Annotated in this window: 15 protein-coding genes and 1 tRNA gene; 3 read left to right on the forward strand and 13 right to left on the reverse strand. The window is 48.4% G+C overall.

What is annotated here, in order from left to right:
- Positions 1-204: 204 nt before the first annotated feature.
- Positions 205-1,071, reverse strand: coding sequence for a c-type cytochrome (locus HMPREF2871_RS07320; protein WP_049323135.1), 867 nt, complete (start codon positions 1,069-1,071; stop codon positions 205-207).
- 285 nt (positions 1,072-1,356) lie between these two features.
- Here HMPREF2871_RS07320 and HMPREF2871_RS07330 point away from each other — a divergent pair.
- Positions 1,357-1,432: transfer RNA gene (locus HMPREF2871_RS07330), tRNA-Arg, on the forward strand.
- A gap of 91 nt (positions 1,433-1,523) precedes the next feature.
- On the opposite strand, the gene HMPREF2871_RS07335 is transcribed toward HMPREF2871_RS07330, so the two are convergent.
- A complete protein-coding gene (locus HMPREF2871_RS07335) occupies positions 1,524-2,717 on the reverse strand; it encodes an amino acid aminotransferase (protein ID WP_049336284.1) in 1,194 nt (397 codons plus the stop codon).
- 109 nt (positions 2,718-2,826) lie between these two features.
- A complete protein-coding gene (locus HMPREF2871_RS07340) occupies positions 2,827-3,600 on the reverse strand; it encodes a FadR/GntR family transcriptional regulator (protein WP_049336286.1) in 774 nt (257 codons plus the stop codon).
- A gap of 339 nt (positions 3,601-3,939) precedes the next feature.
- On the opposite strand from HMPREF2871_RS07340, the gene HMPREF2871_RS07345 reads away from it, so the two are divergent.
- Positions 3,940-5,916 (forward strand): TonB-dependent copper receptor, encoded by a 1,977-nt coding sequence (locus HMPREF2871_RS07345; RefSeq protein ID WP_049344648.1) that lies wholly within the window; start codon positions 3,940-3,942, stop codon positions 5,914-5,916.
- Positions 5,917-6,043: 127 nt separating this feature from the next.
- Here the strand turns inward: HMPREF2871_RS07345 and HMPREF2871_RS07350 are convergent, their stop codons facing one another.
- From HMPREF2871_RS07350 to HMPREF2871_RS07365, 4 genes are all read right to left on the reverse strand, one after another.
- Entirely contained in the window at positions 6,044-7,381 is a 1,338-nt protein-coding gene (locus HMPREF2871_RS07350) for a sodium-dependent transporter (protein ID WP_049344650.1), read from the reverse strand.
- A 266-nt stretch (positions 7,382-7,647) separates the two neighbouring features.
- A complete protein-coding gene (locus tag HMPREF2871_RS07355) occupies positions 7,648-8,553 on the reverse strand; it encodes a metal ABC transporter solute-binding protein, Zn/Mn family (RefSeq protein ID WP_049323129.1) in 906 nt (301 codons plus the stop codon).
- Between the two features lie 79 nt (positions 8,554-8,632).
- Complete coding sequence (locus tag HMPREF2871_RS07360) at positions 8,633-9,508, reverse strand: metal ABC transporter permease (RefSeq protein WP_049336294.1); 876 nt, start codon at positions 9,506-9,508, stop codon at positions 8,633-8,635.
- Positions 9,509-9,584: 76 nt separating this feature from the next.
- Positions 9,585-10,310, reverse strand: coding sequence for a metal ABC transporter ATP-binding protein (locus HMPREF2871_RS07365; RefSeq protein ID WP_193388911.1), 726 nt, complete (start codon positions 10,308-10,310; stop codon positions 9,585-9,587).
- 270 nt (positions 10,311-10,580) lie between these two features.
- Between HMPREF2871_RS07365 and HMPREF2871_RS07370 the strand changes: the two genes are divergently transcribed.
- Entirely contained in the window at positions 10,581-10,877 is a 297-nt protein-coding gene (locus tag HMPREF2871_RS07370) for a DUF2288 domain-containing protein (protein WP_004520632.1), read from the forward strand.
- 63 nt (positions 10,878-10,940) lie between these two features.
- On the opposite strand, the gene apaG is transcribed toward HMPREF2871_RS07370, so the two are convergent.
- The 6 genes from apaG to hpnD all read right to left on the reverse strand — a co-directional run bounded on the left by apaG (position 10,941) and on the right by hpnD (position 16,000).
- Entirely contained in the window at positions 10,941-11,309 is a 369-nt protein-coding gene (gene apaG / locus HMPREF2871_RS07375) for a Co2+/Mg2+ efflux protein ApaG (RefSeq protein WP_004520630.1), read from the reverse strand.
- Positions 11,310-11,407: 98 nt separating this feature from the next.
- A complete protein-coding gene (locus HMPREF2871_RS07380; RefSeq protein ID WP_039862448.1) occupies positions 11,408-11,896 on the reverse strand; it encodes a phosphatidylglycerophosphatase A family protein in 489 nt (162 codons plus the stop codon).
- A complete protein-coding gene (thiL, locus tag HMPREF2871_RS07385; RefSeq protein WP_049336296.1) occupies positions 11,889-12,845 on the reverse strand; it encodes a thiamine-phosphate kinase in 957 nt (318 codons plus the stop codon). The genes HMPREF2871_RS07380 and thiL overlap by 8 nt, the downstream gene beginning before the upstream one ends.
- Positions 12,846-13,032: 187 nt before the next feature.
- Entirely contained in the window at positions 13,033-13,752 is a 720-nt protein-coding gene (locus HMPREF2871_RS07390) for an SDR family oxidoreductase (protein ID WP_049331115.1), read from the reverse strand.
- A gap of 95 nt (positions 13,753-13,847) precedes the next feature.
- Positions 13,848-15,155: a hydroxysqualene dehydroxylase HpnE gene (hpnE, locus tag HMPREF2871_RS07395; RefSeq protein ID WP_049344652.1), complete on the reverse strand. Its 1,308-nt coding sequence runs from the start codon at positions 15,153-15,155 to the stop codon at positions 13,848-13,850.
- Complete coding sequence (gene hpnD / locus HMPREF2871_RS07400) at positions 15,152-16,000, reverse strand: presqualene diphosphate synthase HpnD (protein ID WP_049336301.1); 849 nt, start codon at positions 15,998-16,000, stop codon at positions 15,152-15,154. The genes hpnE and hpnD overlap by 4 nt, the downstream gene beginning before the upstream one ends.
- Positions 16,001-16,255: the final 255 nt, after the last annotated feature.

Consider the following 16,255-nt stretch of genomic DNA (forward strand, 5'->3'; position numbering starts at 1 on the left):
TGATTGTTTTGTCGTATGTGAATATTGTTGAACTTCTTTAAAAGAATCTTGATTGTATTCGAAGGCCGTCTGAATCTTTCAGACGACCCTTGATCATGAGAATAATTTACTACTTCAGTATTATAGCAAGATCCGGATTTCCTGCACGAAAAAAGCGCATCCTTTTGCAGAATGCGCCTTCTATTCGAGATTCGAAATCAAATCTTAGAATTTAGCACCAGACTGATTAGCCATGTAATCAACTGCAGCTTTCACTTCATCATCGCTCAGGCTACCGTTACCGCCTTTGGCAGGCATTGCGTTAAAGCCTTCGAGTGCGTGTTTGTGCAGGGTGTCTTTACCTTGTTTGATACGAGGAGCCCAGTCTTCTTTTTTACCTACATGAGGAACACCTGGAACTGCGCCGCCGTGACATGCTTGGCAGTTGGCTTCGTAAACTTTTTTGCCGTCTGCGCCGCCGGCTGCTGGAGCTGCCGCACCTTTATCATCTGCTTTGGCCGCATCTGCTTTAGGGGCTTCTGCAGGAGCTGCACCTTCAGCCGCCGGAGCTGAAGCGGCTTCACCGGAAGCGGCTGCATCGGCAGGGGCTGCGGCATCAGGATCAGGGAAAGTACCGCCGGCTTTGTTGGCCATGTAAGTAATGACGCGTTTCAATTCTTGGTCGGTCAAATCAGCCGCACCGCCTTTGGCAGGCATTGCGTTGAAACCGTTCAGAGCGTGTTGGAACAAAGTATCGAAACCTTGTGCAATGCGAGGCGCCCAATCGCCTTTGTTTTCAAATTTAGGCGCTTTGGGAACGATGCTGTCCGCCGCGTGACATTGAATACAGATTTTGTTGAAAATCTGGTCGCCTTGACGCTCGCCGACTGGAATACCGTCGCCCAATTTCAGTTGGCCGACTGGCTGGATACGGGTTTGAGTCGCAGCTTCGGTTGTTTCGGCAACATCGCCGAATGAACCGCTTCCCGCCAGTTTGATCAGGAAGTAAATCACTGCAATGACAATAACGATACCGCTCACAAGGGTGAACAATGCAGAGCCTTGGGCTTTGTGGTCGCGGAGTTGTTTCATTTGGTAGGCCTCGCCGTTAGGTTAGGTTGTGCTGTAAGTTATAGTTTATGTGTTAAACGCAGTTAACAATATTTTGCTGGATTATACTGAATTCGCAAAGGCTTTCCAATCCATCTTGAGAAAAAGATACGCAAAAATCCTCAAAAAGGCCGTCTGATTCTTGTAAACCTTTGTAGTTATTTGAATATTCCACCCATGCAAAAGCGTGACCGCCAATGCCACTTTCTGACACTTTCAAGATAAACTTTGCCAATAAAGCCAATATGCGTTAACCTTACGGCTTTCGCACCCATAGCTCAGTTGGAAGAGTGTCAGTTTCCGAAGCTGGAGGTCACAGGTTCGATCCCTGTTGGGTGCGCCAATTATAAAGAGGCCGTCTGAAAGATGAAAATTTTTCAGACGGCCTTTTGATTTACTTCAAATAAAACTACATTCAATTTCAGATTAAACGGCTATTGCAACACTTTGGCAAATGCTTCGGCCACATAATCGATATTCGATGCATTCAATCCCGCCACACACATCCTGCCCGAATCAAGCAGGTAAACTGCAAACTCGTCACGCAGGCGGTGTACCTGCTCTACGGTCAAGCCTGTATAGCTGAACATGCCGCGCTGTTTGATGAAATAGCTGAAATCGCGATTGGGGATTTTGGCCGTCAAAACATCATAAAGTTTCTGACGCATGGCACGGATGCGGTCGCGCATGGCGTAAACTTCATTTTCCCACAAAGCGCGCAATGCTTCATTATTCATCACATCAGAAGCAATATATGCACCATGCGCTGCAGGGCTGGAATAAATGCGGCGGACGGTAAATTTCAACTGTCCGAACACCAGCTCTGCTTCTTCCTTATTGGGACACACTACGCTCAAGCCGCCAACGCGCTCACCGTACAGCGACAGGTTTTTCGAAAAAGAATTGCTGACAAACAAAGGCAGGCCCATTTCGACAGCTTTACGGATTGCATAGGCATCGCTGTCCAAATCTTCGCCGAAACCTTGATAGGCAATGTCCATAAACGGAATCAGCTTGTGCGTTTTAACGATGTCCAACACTTCATCCCATTGCGCTTGCGACATATCGACGCCGGTCGGGTTTTGACAGCATGGGTGCAAAATCAAGACGCTGTTTTCCGGCAAGGTTTTGAAAAACGCAGTCATTTCTTCAAATTTCACGCCGACTGTTTCAGGGTTGTAATAAGGATACGTCCCCACTTCAAAACCGGCGCCTTCAAAAATACCTTTATGGTTGTCCCAAGTCGGGTCGCTGACATAGGCTTTCGCTTCAGGGAACCAACGGTGCAAAAAGTCGGCACCGACTTTCAACGCCCCCGAGCCGCCCAAGGTCTGTATGGTCGCAACGCGCCCTTCTGCCAACGCCGGATTATCCTGCCCAAACAGCAAACGCTGAACCGCGCTTCGGTAAGTGTCCAAACCTTCCATCGGCAGATAAGGCGATGGGCGCGGTACGGCCGCACGCTCTGTTTCTGCCCGGCGGACAGATTCCAAAACCGGCATTTTGCCTTCGCCATCAAAATAAATGCCGATGCTCAAATTGACTTTTTCAGGACGCTCGTCGCGTTTGAAGGTTTCAACCAAACTCAAAATCGGATCGCCCGGATAATACTCGACATGACGGTACATGGTGCTTCCTTTGTTTTTAGACAGAATGAGGAAGATTGTGGCACTAAAAGACCTTATTTGCAAAATCAGGCCGTCTGAAAAATTCAGACGGCCTGATTATTTTAAAACGCTACCAATCTACCCGTTTCAAATCATTTTGCGCCAATACGTCCGCATGCTCGCTGCGGCTTTGATATTCCCTGTCCTGCAAAATGCGGCGGGCGACATAATTCAAATGCAGTTTGGCCGCTTCAGCCGCCTCGGCCGGTTTGGCCTGGGCAATGGCTTCAAAAATAGTGCTGTGCTGGGCAATCAGCGTCGGGCGCGGGTCTTCGGTTTGATGGATATAGATAATGCCGCTGCGTGTTTGCTGATAAAGCATTTTGAGCAGGCTGCTGGAAAGGTGGCTGAACAGGATATTGTGTGCGGCATCGGCAATGGTTTGATGGAAGCTGACGTCTGCTTCGGCTTGATGCTCCAAATTTCCGCTTTCGCAGGCCGCTTCAAATTTCTGCCGCCAAAAGTCAATGCGTTTCAAGTCGGCATCAGTCCGTCTTTCGGCAGCCAGCGCCGCCATACAGCCTTCAACGTGACAGCTGAAATCGAATACGTCTGTTTCCCAATTGGTATGCTTGCCGAGCAAATCCTGCCAGCTTTGTAAAAAATCCTGCTGCGGCTTGACGGAAACATAATAGCCATCGCCCTGCCGCGCTTCCAAAACCTGCTTGGCAATTAAAATATTCAACGCCACCCTGACCGACGGCCGCGATACGCCGAATTCTTCCGCAAGCGTACGTTCGGGAGGCAATTTACTGCCTTCTTCATAAATGCCGGTCGCGATACGTTCTTCCAAAACGGCTAAAACCTGATCGCTGATTTTTTGCGGACGAACCAATTTCGTCATGTTGTATTCCTGATGATTGAAGGACAGTTTTATTCAGACGGCCATAAATTGGATTGACCAATTGGCCGCCCATTCTAATCAATCCCCTATTTTTTCGTCAAGAAATGCCATTCTCCCCATCGCAAGCAGTTTAATTCAAACACATTCATTTTTTTTGATTAACCTCACCAATGCCTTCAAATCAATATTTTGGTATGACCAATCTTAGTAAACAACCTATACGCCAAAAATCTGAAAATATTGATTTAGATTAAAATCCCACCGCTTCTATTTTACTAGACTTTATATATAATACTTAGGTATTAGTTAATATAATTCCTAATAATAGAGAGAAACGATATGAAATACCCACCATTACTTATCTTACCCATTGCCTTAGCCGTATCCCAAGCATGGGCAGAGACTAACCCTACACCTGAAGAAACAGTTACCCTTTCCCCTGTCACCGTCACCGGCACACAACAACAAAAAGCCAATCGCGTTACTTTCAACCCCAAAGCTGCTTTGCAACCCCTCCCTGCCGGCGACGGGGCAGACCTTTTACAATCCGTGCCCAACATGAGCATCATCCGCAAAGGCGGCAGCTCGGGCGATCCGCTGTTCCGCGGTTTGGGCGGCTCGCGCCTCTCCGTCAATGCCGACGACCAGTTTATTTATGGCGGTTGCGGTATGCGCATGGACCCGCCGACTGCCTATATTCACCCCAATTCGTTTGATAAAGTTGTCGTTACCAAAGGCCCGCAAACCGTTACCCAAGGTATGGGCTTGGTCAGCGGCTCGGTGCAATTTATCCGCAAAGACCCTGATTTCACTGAAAAACCTTACAACGTTAACGCTACTCTGACGGCAGGCAGCAACGACCGTCTTGACGGCTCATTGGAAGCCGAGTTCGGCGGCAAATACGGCTATGTCCGCAGCAATATCTCCCATAACGAAGCCGACGACTACAAAGACGGCGACGGCAACCGCATTCACTCCAACTTCAAACGTGACAGCCAAATGCTGCAACTGGGCATCACACCGACCGAAAACACCACCATTGCCGGCACATACGAGCGCAGCAGGGCCAAGGTCGCCTACGCCGACCGCATGATGGACGGCAGTAAATTCGACCGTGATGCGTGGAATATCCGTTTTACCCAACGCAACCTCACCCCATGGTTCAGCGAGTTGGAACTGCGCTACGGTAAAAGCGAAATCGACCACGTGATGGACACATACAGCCTGCGTACCATCTACAATCCTGCCGGCAAGCAGATTAAAAATGCCAACAACCCTAAACGCAATACCGATACAGGCCGTCTGAAAGCTACTTTCGACTGGGACAAACTCAATCTGCAAACCGGTTTGGATTATCTGGACGACGTCCACGTCGCGCGTCATGAGCGTGGTGGCGATGGCTACAGCCACAAGCCTTACATGCCCAACCAAAGTTTCAAACAATGGGGTGTTTTCACCGAAGCCTCTTGGCAGCAAACCGATAATCAACGCTGGGTAGCAGGTTTGCGCCATGATCAAGTCAAAGCGCATTACGATACCGCACGCGTTACCGACCCCGTTTTGAAACATCAAAAATTCAATTTGAACTCAGGCTTCCTGCGTTGGGAAAGAAATACGGACAACGGTCTGAAATACTATGCCGGTTTCGGCATTGCCGAACGCGCGCCTGACTATTGGGAACGCCTGCGCTCCGAAAACAAAGCCATCCGCGCAGAGCAAAACCGCCAAATCGATGCAGGCGTAATCTGGAAACGTCCTAATCTCCACGCATCCGTATCCGTATTCGGCAGCGACATCAAAGACTTCATCATGATGGAGAGCAAAGACAAGATTTTCAACGTGCGCAACATCAACGCTTCACGCTTTGGCGGCGAAGCCGAAGTCAAATGGACATTTGCGCCTAACTGGGAAGTCGGCACCAGCCTCGCCTACACCCACGGCAAAAACCGTACCGACGGCAAACCTTTGGCACAAACGCCACCGCTCGAGTGGAACAACACCCTCGCCTTTGACAACGGCAAATTCAGTGCGGGCGCATTATGGCGCGTCGTGGCCAAACAAAACCGTTACAGCAAAGGCCAAGGCAATATCGTCGGCCAAGACATCGGCGCTTCTTCGGGCTTTGGCGTACTCTCGCTCAACGCTGGTTGGAAATTCAGCAAATACGCCACATTACAAGGTGGCGTGGACAACGTGTTCAACAAAAACTATGCTGAATTCGTCAGCCGCGGCGGCGACCCGTCTGCCGGTACACAAACCATGCGCGTGAACGAACCCGGCCGTACTGCATGGCTGAGACTGCAAGCGAAGTTCTAATCAGCCTCATGCGTATATAAAAAGGCCGTCTGAAAAATTTTCAGACGGCCTTAATATTTTTAATGATGTTTTTAAACAAACAGTCCGGCGAAACAATGCAACGCCGGACTGTTTGCTCTCTATCGGATTAAATCAAACCCAAAGAGTTGATGAACACGACAATAATCGCAATCGGCGCAAGATAGCGAAGCGCACCCAACCACAGGTAAAGCAGCTGTTTCGGAATGGTGCTGCCCATGCCCGCATCACGCAGGACAGACTGTTTGTCCTGAACCCATGATGTAAACACGGCAACGCTCAATGCGCCAATCGGCATGATGACGGCAGAAATAATGAAGTCCCACAAATCAAAAATAGTTTTTCCGAAAATCTTAAAATCGCCCCAAACGCCAAATGACAGCGCCGAAGGAATACCAACTATGAAAATCGCAATACCGGTTACCCAAGCGTGGCTGCTGCGCTTTTTCTCGTCTTGGCGGATGGTTGCCGCGATAACGGTTTCCAGCATGGAAAACGCGGAAGTCAGCGTCGCAAAGACAACCAACAGCATAAACACGGCAAACAAATACGTACCCATCGGCATTTTCATGAAGACCGCAGGCAACACGACAAAAATCAAACCAGGGCCTTGGCCGGGTTCAAAACCGAAGGCAAATACCGCAGGGAAAATCACCAAACCGGCCAGCAGCGACACAAACAGGTTCATCCACATAATCATATGGCCGGAGCGGAACATATCCTGATCCTTACCCAAATACGAGGCATAGGTAATCATCGCGGACACGCCAATACTCAACGCAAAAAATGCCTGACCCAAAGCAGTCAGCATCGTACCCGGTTTCAAATACGACCAATCCGGTTTCAACAAGAATGCCACGCCCTCCATTGCGCCGGGCAAGGTCAGCGAACGGATAGCCAGCGCGATAAAAAGGATAAACAAACCCGGCATCAACACGCGGTTTGCCTTTTCAATGCCGTCTGAAATGCCGCCTTTAACCACCCAAATGGTAATCAGCATGAACAAGCCTTGGTAAAACAGCGAACCAAACGGTGAAGAAATCGTGTTGCCGAACAAGGCTTCAAAGTCTGCGCCGGCATGAATTTCACCGGTAAAGCTGTGCACGACGTAGTTCAATACCCAGCCGCCGACCACGCTATAAAACGACAGCAAAATAAAACACGCGGCCACACCCATGCGGCCGACCCACGGCCACTGCGAACCCGGGCGCAATACTTTAAAGGAATCAATGGCGTTTTTACCGCCTGTACGGCCGATGTAAAACTCAGCCAGTTGAACCGGTAAAGCCACCAAAATGGTGAAAATCAAAAACAAAAGAAAGAATACGGCGCCGCCGTTGGTACCGGCTGTATAAGGGAATTTCCAAATTGCACCCAAACCGATGGCCGAGCCTGCCGCAGCAAGCACAAAGCCGATTTTGGATGACCAAGACGAATGATTGCTCATGATGTAAGTTTAAGAAACGTGAAGATGCCGAATTGTAACAGGGTGAAGTCAAGCCGTGAGTGGCTGACGGACAGCCGATAAGCAATTCGCACGGATGGTGCGTACTTATCAAGCAAATTGGCATGAATTTTTGATAATTAAGCTTTTAATAGCACAAAACTAATTTTTATATTTTAAATTTGACGATTTGTTTTAAAAATAAGCATATAAAAGGCCGTCTGAAACCTTGTTTCCAAGTTTCAGACGGCCTTTATCTTGAAACCGTTTTATTTTTTCATGGCATCAGTCAAAACTTTGACATTGTAGCGGTACATGCCGATGTAACTGTTGGCCGGTGCGCCACCCAGTGCATCGGAATACAAACGTCCGCTGACATTGACGCCGGTTTCTTTGGCGATACGGTCAATCATGCGCGTGTCTTTGATGTTTTCGGTAAAGACGGCTTTAATGCCCTCGCGTTTGATTTGACGGATGATGGAAGCCACTTGTTTGGCAGACGGCTCGGCTTCGCTGCTCACGCCTTGAGGGGCGATGAATTCAATATTGTAGCGTTTGCCCATGTACGTGAACGCATCGTGTCCGGTCAAGACTTTACGCTTGGCGGCAGGTACGGCATTAAAGGCAGCCTGCGCATCGCTGTGCAATTTTTTCAGCTGCATTTGATAGTTGCCCAAACGTTGCTGATAGTAGGTTTTGCCTTCAGGGTCGGCTTGAATCAGCGCATTGGCAACGTTTTGCGCATAAGTACCCATCAAGACGGGGTCGGTCCAAACGTGCGGGTCAAATTCGCCGTGATCGTGATGATGGCCTTCATGATCGTGGTCATGATGATGGCCGCCCTCTTCTGCTTTCAAAGCCTGAATGCCTTTGGTCGCTTCGGCGAAAGGCACTTTGCTTTGTTTAACTGCGCGTTGTACATCGGCGGCTTCCAAGCCCAAGCCGTTGAGCAATACCAATTTTGCGCTGCGGATTTTTTTGATGTCGCCGCTGGTCATGTGGTAGGCATGGCTGTCTTGGTTGGCACCCACCAAGCTTTGAACGGCCACGCGGTCGCCGCCAATCTGTTTGGCCACGTCGCCCAAAATGCTGAAGCTGGTGACAACAGGCAACGGAGCGGCATAAGCGGCACCGGTCAATAATGCGGCAACGATGCCGAGTTTCCAATGTTTCATATTCTCTCCAGTGATATAACGTAACATTAACATCATCATAAGACAGACTGTCTGATTATTCAAGCGGCCGTCTGAAAAATCATGCCGTACGGTGTTTCTTACGGCGCAACCATTTTGCCAAAATGCCGCCTTCCCAACCGAACACGACGGAAATCAGGTAAAACGTGCCGCAGCATAAAATAATCGCAGGGCCGGACGGGATTTCGATATGATAGGAAAACAACAGTCCTGCCAAGCCGCAAAGCAAAGCCAATGCGACAGACAAAATCATCAGCCAACCCATGCTTTTCGCCCACAGTCTGGCAGTAATCGCCGGCAACATCATCAAGCCGACCGACATCAGCGTACCCAATGCCTGAAAACCGGCAACCAGATTCATCACGACCAGTACCAAAAACAACACATGCCAAAAGCCGCCCTTACCGCCGACAGCCTTGAGGAACAAAGGGTCTATGCTTTCCAACACCAGCGGGCGGAACATGACCGCCATCAGCAAAATAGTGACACTCGCAGAAACGGCAATCAGCTGCAAAGCCGGAATATCCACCGCCAACACCGAGCCAAACAGCAAATGCAGCAAATCGACGCTGCTGCCGTTTTTGCTGACCAAAACCACGCCGATGGCAAGGCTGCTCAAATAAAATGCGGCAAAGTTCGCGTCTTCTTTCAATGAAGTAAACCGGCTGACCAAACCGGCCAACAAAGCCATCAGCAAACCGGCCACGAAACCGCCGACGCTCATCGCAGGCAAACTCAAACCGGCAAACATATAGCCAATGGCCGCACCGGGCAAAACCGCATGGCTCAAGGCATCACCCACCAAACTCATGCGGCGCATTACCAAAAATACACCGACAGGCGCCGCGCTCAATGCCAGGCAGAAAATCGATGCCAGGGCATAGCGCATAAAGTCAAATTCGACGAACGGCGCGACGACCAAATCATATAAATCCATGTTTTATCGCTTTTTTCTTAATCTCTGAAAGCCTTAGGCCGTCTGAAAAATACTAACTTTCAGACGGCCTTGTCCATTAAACCGCGCACCAATCGGCCACTTCCTGTTTCTGCATCATTCGGTTTGCCTGCGCCAAAAATTCATCGGTTAACACATTTTCCGTCGCACCGGCAGTCACTTTTTCACGCGCCAAAAGCAGCGTGTTGGCAAAATATGCCCTCACCTGCTCGTAATCATGCAACACGGCAATTACCGCCTGACCGTCCTGATGGCATTGGCGCAAAACTTCCAACAGCGCATAAGTCGTCCGCGCATCCACCGCGTTAAATGGTTCGTCCAGTAGCAAAAATTTGGCATCCTGCACCAGCATCCGCGCAAACAATACGCGTTGGAACTGACCATTGGACAAGTGCGCGATTTGGCGCGTGGCAAAATCCTGCATTTCTACGCGTTCCAACGCCACCATCACGCGCTTTTTCTGCTCCGCGTTCACGCGTCCGAAAAAGCCGATTTCATACCACAGCCCCATCGCTGCCAGTTCAAACACCGTCATCGGCTGGCTGCGGTCAATGTCCGACTGCTGCGGCAGATAGGCAATATCCTTGCGCGCCATATTTTCATAGCGCACGCTGCCCGTATCCGTCTTCTGCAAGCCCATAATGGCTTTGAGCAGGGTCGATTTACCCGCGCCGTTCGGCCCGAAAATCGTCCACATTTTGCCATCTTCAAACACCATATCGACATGGTGCACCACCGGCCTGCGCTGATAGCTGACCGTCAGATTTTCCACCACGATACTCATGGCGATACCGCCCAAAAATATACAGCCCACAACGCCGCCAATGCGACAAGCGCAATCAGCAGCCTTTGCAGCAATCCGGTCAACAATACAGAATTCATAAGCCTAAAACCGCCCTTGTCCAAATACGGACAACAGGCCGTCTGAAAGAAAATTAAAACATTAAAATGATACTGTATAACGTTAACCCTGTAAATTTCTTTCGTTTTCAGACGGCATCGGGCAAAAGGCCGAATATCGGTTACAATCCGTTTTTTATTTGATGATTGTCCTATGTCTATTCCACTCTTAAACGAAAAACTCAATACCGAAACCGCCCGCATTTCATGGGAAGAGCTGCAACCCCACTTCGCACGCGGTGCCGCCGTCTATGTTGCGCCCGATTTGGATTTGATTGCCGTCGCCCGTCATGTTGCCGAAGATGAAGCCGCGCCATTGAAACAATGGATGGAACAAGGCAAATTCGGTGCCATCAGCGATGATATGGCACGCACATTTTTAGCGGATAAGCAGGAAATGTGGGCGGTTGTCGTAGCGCCGTGGGTATTGGTACAGCCTTGCAAAGACTGATAAGGTCGTCTGAAAAATAAAACCGGAACATTTCCCATGTTCCGGTTTTATTTTTCAGACGACCTATTGCAAAGTAAAGCCTGCTTTGAATTCAAGCTTCGGCACCCCGATAACGAAACGTTTGCCGATGCTGTCTTCAAACTCATACGCGCCTTCGATACTGCCCCAAGGCGTGCTGATTTGCGAACCGCTGTTGTACTCATAGGCTTCGCCCGGGTACAAAACAGGTTGCTCTTCAATCAGGCCAACATGACCGACCTGCTCTGTCTCACCGTGTCCGTCGGTGATTTCCCAAAAACGCTGACGCAAAGTAATGATTTTATCACTGCGGTTGCAGATGGTGATCAGATAATTGAAGGCGTAACGGTCGCGATAGACGTCGCTCTGACCGGCCATATAACGCGGCTCCACGTTAATCTCGATTTCATTCATAATTGTTTACCCCGTATGGTATTTATTTTATTTCAATATCCGGATAATTCCGGCGTGCCCGCCCTATTTTTGCAAAGGGTCGAAACACTTAAAACGCATCACGCGATCCAATAAAACAGGCCCAAGACCATCAAGGTCATCACAGCCGCAATCAAATCATCAAGCATAATGCCTAAACCTCCATGAATCCATTGGTCAAACCATTTTATCGGCCATGGTTTCAACGCATCAAACAAGCGGAAAATAACAAAAGCTGCCAGCCACCAGCTCCATTTAAACGGAATCAGCGACAGCACCAACAGCATCGCGACAATTTCATCCCAGACGATACCGCCGTAATCCTGAATGCCCAGTTCCCTCTCGGTATAACCGCAAATGCGGATGCCCCAGAAAAACAAGGCAATACACAATAAAAGCAATATCCAGCCGTCTATGCCCAACAGGCACAATACAAAAGCCAGAGGTAATGCTGCCAGCGTTCCGGCCGTACCCGGCGCAACCGGCGACAAGCCGCTGCCGAAACCGAATCCTAAAAAACACAATGGTTTGTGCAACAGCCAAGAAAAAGTAGGTTTACGTTCAGCCAAAATGATCAAATCCTAAAGAAGTCAGTTCCAATACGCCGCCTTCGGCATCCAAAATATTCAGACGGCCTGAGTCAGTCATTTTACCAATTCGGGCGACCGGTACGCTACTTTGTTCCGCTACCTGATAAACGCGTTCCCTATCTTCTGGAGCAGCAGTAAAAATCAGTTCGTAATCATCGCCGCCGGCTAATACCGCCGACAACCATTGTTCGCGCGACAAAACGTTTTTCAATTCAGGCAACGACGGCACACAATCGGCAAATATTTCCGCCCCGACAGCAGAGGCTTTTAAAATATGCCCCACATCTTGAGCCAGGCCGTCTGAAACATCTTGCGCGGCATGGGCAAACGGCAACAATGCCTGCCCCAATGAAACGCGCGGTTCCGGACGGAGCAATTTATCATCGCAAACTGCCATGATTTCAGACGGTAATTGATAATGCCCCAGATGTTTGTTCAAAGCAGCGGCAGCCAAACCCAACCGACCCGATACCCAAATATCGTCGCCGACTTCGGCCGCATCACGCCGCAGGGCATTCCCTGTCGGAACTTCACCTACTATTGTTACATTAAAGACCAAATCGCCTTTGGTGGTATCGCCACCAATCAACACCGTATCAAAACGCGCGGCCAAAGCAAAAAAGCTATCGCAAAAACGTTTGAGCCAGTCTTGATTCAATTCAGGCAGCGCAGCACTGAGCAACACCCAACGTGGTTTGGCACCCATAGCGGCCATATCGGATAAGTTTACTGCAAGCATTTTCCATGCCAAATCTTCAGGTGAAACATCTTCAAAAAAATGTCTGCCCTTAACCAACATATCAGCGCTAAAACATAAATCAAATCCGTTACTTGGGCGAATAATAGCGGCATCGTCCCCTATGCCCAAAATCAAACCTTCCGATTTTTGTCGCTGCAAATATTGTCTGATAAAGTCAAATTCCGTCATATTTATCCAATACAACTATAACTTAGATTACTATATCTAATTTTGTGCCAGCCTGATGTTTGCCTGCTAAAACGTCAAACATTACACTTCAACATTATTTAGATATAAAACTCAATAAGTTAAAGGCCGTCTGAAAATATAGATTTCAGACGGCCTCATGTTCTCAAACCACTCTGAGCAGGTAGATTTACAGATAGACGATTTCGCCTGTCCGCCCCCTGCTCTCTTGACTTGCCCACCAAATAAATTGCGGCAGGACATCTTCGTAGTTTTTACGTTCGCTTTTCGATTCGCCCGGATGCGATTTAATACGTTGCGGCGAATTGATGGCGCCCGGCACCAAAACATTGGCACGCAGGTTGTCAAAACGTTCCCACTCGTCCGCGGCCACTTTACACAAATAATTGAGCGCAGCTTTGGAGGCACCGAAACCGCCCCAATAGGCTTGCGGTTTTTCGCCGTGGCTTTCGCCGACAAAAATCACAGAAGCATCTTCGGATTGCTTCAACAATGGGAACAGCGCACGGGTCAGGCCCATAGGCGCAACGGTATTGATACGGTATTGGTTGACCCATTCCGATACGGTTTGGAAATCCAATGGCGACAAGGCATAGAAATAGCTGGCGCAATGCACCACGCCATCCAATTTTCCGCCGGTAGCTTCATCAATGGTTTCCGCAAACTGTTTAAATTCTTTTTCCTCAGCGCTCATCAAATCAAAGCAGATGGCAAACGGCTCTGGGCTGCCCGCAGCCACAATGGCATCATATACTTTTTCCAAACGCTTTTGATGACGCGCCACCAAAATGACAGTCGCTCCGGCCGCCGCATAGGCTTTGGCAACCTGCTCGCCCAAGCCTTGGGATGCGCCGGTAACCAAGATGGTTTTGTCCGCTAATGTCGTCATGACTTTTCCTTGAACTTTATGGTTTCGGATATTGTATCGGCTTGGTAAGTTTTGTAAAGTCAAAAAGGCCGTCTGAACATTCAGACGGCCTCAGTTTATTCAAACCGCAAATCCAGCATAAGCTTTTCAGCCGCGGCAAAACCTGACTGAACCGCCGCTTCCAATGTTGCAGGATAGCGCGGATGGAGGTAGTCGCCGGCCGGATAAATACGGCGATGGTGCAGCCATGAGAAATCAGGTTGTACAAAATCAACCGTTGCCGCCGTAGTCGCGCGTTTTTCCGTAATAATGCGTACGGCTTCGGGTTTATCCAAATCCGGACAAACCCGCTTAATGTCCGCATGAATTTTCTCGGCTAAATCTTTATCCTTCCAAGCCTCGGTGTAATCGGAAACGCTGATGACAACCGCGACTTCATTATCCGGCAAACCCAATGCCCCCCGATGCAGCACCCATTGCGCCGTACCATCGTCAAGACCGGTTAAAGGCGCAGGTAGTTTGACTGTTTGGGCATAACGCAAATAAACCGTAGTAATCGCATGGTAATGCAACGATTGATAGGCCGTCTGAATATAGTCAGGCGTATCTTCAGGCAAAAGCGCGTCAACATGATATGGCGCAACAGCCAAAACAACCGCATCAAATACTTCGCCATTGATTTCAATTCGTCCATCAATATGATGGTTTAAATGGGAAACACGAGTTTCAAGATGTATCTTTGCACCATGCTTGTGCAGAAAATCCAAAGCCGGTTCGGCTACGATCCGCCCTAAATCCTGCTTAGGCAAAAGATAATCACTGTTCGCCTTTTCAGACCACACACCATCATTCAATACATTACATAAAATGCGCAACGATGCCTGTTCTAACGGCGTATTTAAAGCACCCCAAACCAAAGGTTGCCAAAATTGGCCAAGCAGGCTGCGCGGAACATTTCGTGTTCTCAACCACTTTGCAACCGTCAAATCGGTTTTATGATGAGCTGCCCAACGTCGCAATGCCGACATATCCGACAGCAATTTGATTTTCAATGAAAAAGAAAGATTTTTCACACGTAGGATGCCGACAAGCAAATGCCAAGGCGCAGGCAGAGAGGCCGTCTGAAACTGTAATCCTTCATGGATGTACCATTGCAAAGGCTGGCGTAAAAAGGCTGACTCGGGTTGAACGCCAATATGTTGCATCAAAGTTTGAACACCATGATACGCGCCCAACAAGATATGCTGCCCATTATCCAAAAAGCTGAATCCATCATTTTTCCCGGCTAAGGCACGCGCTCTACCGCCAGCCTGTCTCCCAGCCTCAAACAAAGCAATATCAGCTCGATGAATCAGAGAAACCGCCGCAGACAGACCTGCCCAACCGGCACCAATCACAGCAATTTTTGGACGCTGAGTATTCATGGTTTAAATCCAAACAGCCAAGTTTTCAAAGCAATACGTTTTTTACGGGGAGAAGGAATCGCAATTTTGTAAGTCAACACATTTTGCACACCATCGCGGTCGATTTCATTTAACAACGCATAATAAATAGCCGCCATAATCAGACCGACTTTTTGCGATTTCTTATCCTCAGCCGGCAAAAGCAATATCGCTTCACGATAAGTTTCACGCGCCCTATTCACTTGAAATTGCATCAATTTTGCAAAATTGTCTGTCGGTTTGCACTGCATGATTACATTGGCAGGTACATCAAACTTCTGCATTTCCTCTATCGGCAGATAAATTCTTCCCTGTCGCGCATCTTCGCCCACATCGCGAATAATGTTCGTCAACTGCAAAGCCAAGCCCATTTTGTCCGCATATTCCAAAGTTTTCTGATTGGAAAAACCTAAAATCCGCGCAATAAGGCACCCCACTACCCCTGCAACACGGTGGCAATACAGCTTTAATTCATCAAAACTACCATAACGAGCCTGCTCCAAATCCATCTGCATGCCATCAATCAAAGCGTCAAATTCATTCTTCGGCAAATCAAAATTTGCCCGAATATCTTTTAAAGCTTGATGAACGGGATGCTCAGGCATCTCATTATTAAATACTTTCTCCAAATCACTGCGCCACCAATTCAAGGTAATCTGGGCCACATTCGGATCGGTACAGCCATCAACCACATCATCTAGTTCGCGACAAAAAGCATATAAAACAGTGATCGCATTCCGTTTTTCTACCGATAAAAAACGAAAGCCGGATAAAAAACTGGAATGGCTTTCGGCAGCCTTTTGATGACAATAATCCAAAGCAAGCACTGTGTATCCTAAAAATATTGTTATAAATAATTAGCAGGGATTTTATCTGTATTTAAAAAAGTACGCCAATATCAAAAACTCATCTTATAACAAGGCCGTCTGAAAACTATTCTTAAGTATCTTTCAGACGGCCTAATATCCTACGTCACCAATATCGAAACCAGCAGCATCACCACCAACAGCTGTACCAAAGAGTAGCCCCTCTGTATAGTTGCCCTATTCCATTTTCTGTCAAATGCCTTTAAGTACATATCT

The organism is Neisseria sp. HMSC067G12, from assembly GCF_001812725.1.
In the GTDB taxonomy this organism is placed as follows: Bacteria; Pseudomonadota; Gammaproteobacteria; order Burkholderiales; family Neisseriaceae; genus Neisseria; species Neisseria perflava.

Bases quoted from the DNA above. Each gene is read 5' to 3' on its own strand.
- HMPREF2871_RS07355 (WP_049323129.1), bottom strand. From the start codon at position 8,553: ATGAAACATTGGAAACTCGGCATCGTTGCCGCATTATTGACCGGTGCC.
- HMPREF2871_RS07350 (WP_049344650.1), bottom strand. From the start codon at position 7,381: ATGAGCAATCATTCGTCTTGGTCATCCAAAATCGGCTTTGTGCTTGCT.
- HMPREF2871_RS07320 (WP_049323135.1), bottom strand. From the start codon at position 1,071: ATGAAACAACTCCGCGACCACAAAGCCCAAGGCTCTGCATTGTTCACC.
- HMPREF2871_RS07365 (WP_193388911.1), bottom strand. From the start codon at position 10,310: ATGAGTATCGTGGTGGAAAATCTGACGGTCAGCTATCAGCGCAGGCCG.
- HMPREF2871_RS07360 (WP_049336294.1), bottom strand. From the start codon at position 9,508: ATGGATTTATATGATTTGGTCGTCGCGCCGTTCGTCGAATTTGACTTT.
- apaG (WP_004520630.1), bottom strand. From the start codon at position 11,309: ATGAATGAAATCGAGATTAACGTGGAGCCGCGTTATATGGCCGGTCAG.
- thiL (WP_049336296.1), bottom strand. From the start codon at position 12,845: ATGACGGAATTTGACTTTATCAGACAATATTTGCAGCGACAAAAATCG.
- HMPREF2871_RS07370 (WP_004520632.1), top strand. From the start codon at position 10,581: ATGTCTATTCCACTCTTAAACGAAAAACTCAATACCGAAACCGCCCGC.
- hpnE (WP_049344652.1), bottom strand. From the start codon at position 15,155: ATGAATACTCAGCGTCCAAAAATTGCTGTGATTGGTGCCGGTTGGGCA.
- HMPREF2871_RS07335 (WP_049336284.1), bottom strand. From the start codon at position 2,717: ATGTACCGTCATGTCGAGTATTATCCGGGCGATCCGATTTTGAGTTTG.
- HMPREF2871_RS07345 (WP_049344648.1), top strand. From the start codon at position 3,940: ATGAAATACCCACCATTACTTATCTTACCCATTGCCTTAGCCGTATCC.
- HMPREF2871_RS07390 (WP_049331115.1), bottom strand. From the start codon at position 13,752: ATGACGACATTAGCGGACAAAACCATCTTGGTTACCGGCGCATCCCAA.
- HMPREF2871_RS07340 (WP_049336286.1), bottom strand. From the start codon at position 3,600: ATGACGAAATTGGTTCGTCCGCAAAAAATCAGCGATCAGGTTTTAGCC.